This window comes from Acidiferrobacteraceae bacterium (assembly GCA_037388825.1).
Taxonomy (GTDB): domain Bacteria; phylum Pseudomonadota; class Gammaproteobacteria; order Acidiferrobacterales; family JAJDNE01; genus JARRJV01.
In genome coordinates this window covers 1-3,501 of the sequence record JARRJV010000135.1, presented here as the reverse complement: position 1 = coordinate 3,501, position 3,501 = coordinate 1, and the positions used below count along the sequence as shown (strand labels likewise).

General features: G+C 61.4%; 4 protein-coding genes. 3 read left to right on the top strand and 1 reads right to left on the bottom strand.

Features of this window, described 5'->3' with window-relative positions; genetic code table 11:
• The first annotated feature begins 113 nt into the window (after positions 1-113).
• Genes P8X48_13385 through pgi form a run of 3 tightly spaced genes read left to right on the top strand, consistent with a single transcriptional unit; the run spans position 114 to position 3,274 of the window.
• Positions 114-902 (top strand): class I SAM-dependent methyltransferase, encoded by a 789-nt coding sequence (locus P8X48_13385; protein MEJ2108296.1) that lies wholly within the window; start codon positions 114-116, stop codon positions 900-902.
• Positions 889-1,659, top strand: a complete 771-nt coding sequence (locus P8X48_13380) for an RsmE family RNA methyltransferase (protein MEJ2108295.1) — start codon at positions 889-891, stop codon at positions 1,657-1,659. The genes P8X48_13385 and P8X48_13380 overlap by 14 nt, the downstream gene beginning before the upstream one ends.
• A complete protein-coding gene (gene pgi, locus P8X48_13375) occupies positions 1,643-3,274 on the top strand; it encodes a glucose-6-phosphate isomerase (GenBank protein MEJ2108294.1) in 1,632 nt (543 codons plus the stop codon). Before P8X48_13380 ends, pgi begins: the two co-directional genes overlap by 17 nt.
• Positions 3,275-3,356: 82 nt before the next feature.
• Here pgi and P8X48_13370 read toward each other — a convergent pair.
• A partial coding sequence (locus tag P8X48_13370; protein ID MEJ2108293.1) for an iron-sulfur cluster assembly scaffold protein occupies positions 3,357-3,501 on the bottom strand: 145 nt, incomplete at its 5' end.

Below are 3,501 nucleotides of genomic sequence, written 5' to 3'. Positions count from 1 at the left end.
TGGTGCCGAGACAGATGACACTGACTTCGATATTGGTGTTTTCGAGAAGACGGAATTTCATGGGATGGATTGTTCTTGATCGTCGAAGTTGAATTTCACCAGAGCGCTTTATTATGACGAGTCCGGAACACGACTCCAAACCCGCAGCGCGCGTGGTCATTGCCGCAGGTGAAGATAAAGTTAACGGATCATTGTTGCGCGCACTTGTCGAGCGTCTGGGTTTGCCGCTCGTTAGCGCAGACGCTGCCTGCGTCCGGGCCGATTATGCGCTTCAGTATATCGATGGGCGGCTCGCCCTTCGTGACTGTATCCACTCCCGTCTCAAGCCGGTGACCGTCGTGCTCAGATCGAAACCCGCCGACCGGTCCGGTCGACAACCCCTTGCGCGCGCCCTCGGCAAGGGCAGGCACACGGTGGTCGATGCCACCGCCGGACTGGGACAGGATGCCTATCGCATGGCGGTTTTGGGCCATGAGGTATTGGCCCTGGAGCGATCGCCAGTCCTGAGCGCGCTTCTGGAAGACGCACTGCGGCGCGCGGGCGGTGGCGAGAAACTGGCCGGGCAGCTGCGCGTGCGCTGTGCCGATGCCCGTCTGGCACTGAAGGATCTTTCACCGGAAGTAATTTATCTCGATCCCATGTTTCCGGAAAAACGTCGGCGATCCGCGCTGGCCAGAAAGGAAATGCGTATACTTCGTGACCTGGTGGGCGAGGACGAGGATGCCGGAGAACTGTTGACGATTGCCCGGCATTGGGCGCGCCAGCGTGTCGTTGTGAAGCGGCCGTCCCATGCCGCGCCCCTGGCGGGGAGACCCGACTTCAGTCAGGCAGGCAAGCTGGTGCGGTATGATGTCTACCTTTGTCGAAACGGTGGACCTGCATCCGACGATGAACAGAAGTAAGAACGTGACCGGACAAAGCGGAATCGTATCGACTCAGTTCGCGCTGCCCTGGTTCTATCATCCCCACGAGTTTGCCGAAGGCGGTCGAGTGCAACTGGATCCCGAAGAGGCGCGCCATGCGTCCGGTGCGCGCCGCCTGCATAGCGGCGAGGCCGTGTGCCTGTTCGATGGTCTCGGCCGGATGGCGAGCGCGACGATTGTTGATATCGGTGCTCGCGGCCGTGAGGTCGAGGTGGAGCTCGGCAATGTCCAACGTGTCGTGGCCCCGCGGCCTGTAGTGCATCTGGCCAGCGCCCTGCCCAAGGGGGATCGCCAGTCCGTCATGCTGGATATGGCCACGCAGCTGGGGATGGCCAGTTTCGCCCCGCTCCAATGTGAGCGCAGCATCGTCAAGGCCTCCGCGCGCGCGAGCGAGCGCTGGCGGCGCACCTGTGTCGAGGCCTGCAAGCAGAGTCGTCGCGCATACCTGCCGAAGATTCTGCCCGCGGTATCGCTGGCCACGGCAATTCATGCTGCCGATCATACCGTCTGGCTCGCCCGCCCCGGCGGCGAGAAACCGGCGCGGGTCCTGGCGCAGTCCGAATCGATGGAGCAGGTTACGATACTGGTTGGACCCGAAGGCGGGTTCACCGAGGCCGAAGCCGAGGAGGCGCAAGCCGCCGGGGCCGTTCCGCTGAGTCTGGGCGACGGAATCCTCCGGATTGAAACCGCGGCCGTGGCATTGCTTTCGTTTCTTTCGATTGCCCGCCAGCCCTGAAGAAATTCGCGACGAGGTTGCCGGTCTGCACATGCGCGATCTGTTTGCCGAAGATCCCTCGCGTTTTGACAGGTTTTCCATCGAGTTCAACGATCTGCTTGTGGATTTTTCCAAGCATCGCATTACGGATGAAACCCTTCCCTTGCTGCTCGAGCTTGCGCGTCACCGCGAGGTGGACGCCTGGGCCCGGCGCATGTTCGACGGCACTGCGATCAACAATACGGAAGGCCGCGCCGTCTTGCATACCGCCCTGCGTAATCGTTCGGACCGACCCGTATATGTCGATGGCAAGGACGTTATGCCGGAGATCCGTACCGTGCTTGAGCGCATGCGCAGGTTCTCCGATGCCGTTCGCGCAGGTAGCTGGACGGGTTATACGGGCAAGCCGATACGCGACATCGTCAACATCGGCATTGGCGGATCCGATCTGGGTCCGGCCATGGTTACCGAGGCACTGCGACCATATCGCCAGCCGGGACTGAATCTCCATTTTGTCGCCAATGTCGAGGGCAGTGACATCGCCGACACCCTGGCGGGCCTCGATGCCGACACCACTCTGTTTGTCGTTGCGTCCAAGACCTTCACTACCTGGGAAACGCTGACCAATGCGCACACCGCGCGTGACTGGTTTCTGGCCGCGGCCGGTGATGAAAAAGCGATCGCGAAGCATTTCGTTGCCCTGTCGACGAACCGGGATGCGGTCGAGGCCTTTGGGATCGATGTTGAACACATGTTCGAGTTCTGGGACTGGGTTGGCGGACGCTATTCCCTCTGGTCGGCCATTGGACTGCCCATCGCCCTCGCCATCGGCATGGATCGATTTGAGGAACTGCTTACCGGCGCCTTCGAGATGGATGTTCACTTCCAGGAGTCCGACCCGGAGCGCAACCTGCCGCTCATCCTTGGATTGTTGGGAATCTGGTACAACGATTTCTTTGCCGCTGATACCTATGCGGTGCTTCCCTATGAGCAGCATCTGGCCTTGTTGCCCGACTACCTGCAGCAGCTCGATATGGAAAGCAATGGCAAGCGTGTAACCCGTGGTGGCCTGTCGGTGGAAGTGCCGACCGGCCCGGTCTTATGGGGCGGAGTCGGCGGCAAGGGTCAGCACGCCTTTTTTCAGCTACTCCATCAGGGCACACGCCTCGTACCCACGGACTTTCTCGCGCCGCTGGAGACCTTCGACTCCCCCGGTGAACACCAGACAATCATGATGGCGAACGGCCTGGCGCAGACCGAGGCCCTGATGCGGGGTCGCACCGGGGACGAGGCGCGCGCAGAACTGGAAGCCGCGGGACTTGCCGCCGACGAGGTCGAGCGCCTGATGCCGCACAAGCTGTTCCCGGGCAATCGGCCGAGTACCACGATCCTCTATCGCAAGCTGACGCCACGGGTGCTGGGCTCGCTCATTGCCCTGTACGAACATCGGGTGTTCGTACAGGGTGTGATCTGGGACATTAATTCCTTCGATCAGATGGGTGTCGAACTGGGAAAGCAGTTGGCGCAGAAGGTGTATCCGGAACTGACTGCGGACAGCGACACCCGTGCCCACGATGCGTCCACCAATGGCCTGATCAACCGCTACCGGAGATTCAGCGCCGCTTCCCGCAAATAGCACACACAAAAAAGCCGGCCTGGGCAGGCCGGCGGCAGGTCCAGTCGCGTTTCCTGCGGACTGGAGAGGGAATCAATCCGGTTCAGGCGGTGCGTCGCTCCGCGGCACCGTGCTTCCCCTGATAATCCTCAATGGCCGCCTTGATGGCGTCCTCGGCCAGGACCGAACAGTGGATCTTCACCGGGGGCAGGGCCAGCTCCTCGGCGATGTCGGTGTTCTTGATGGCC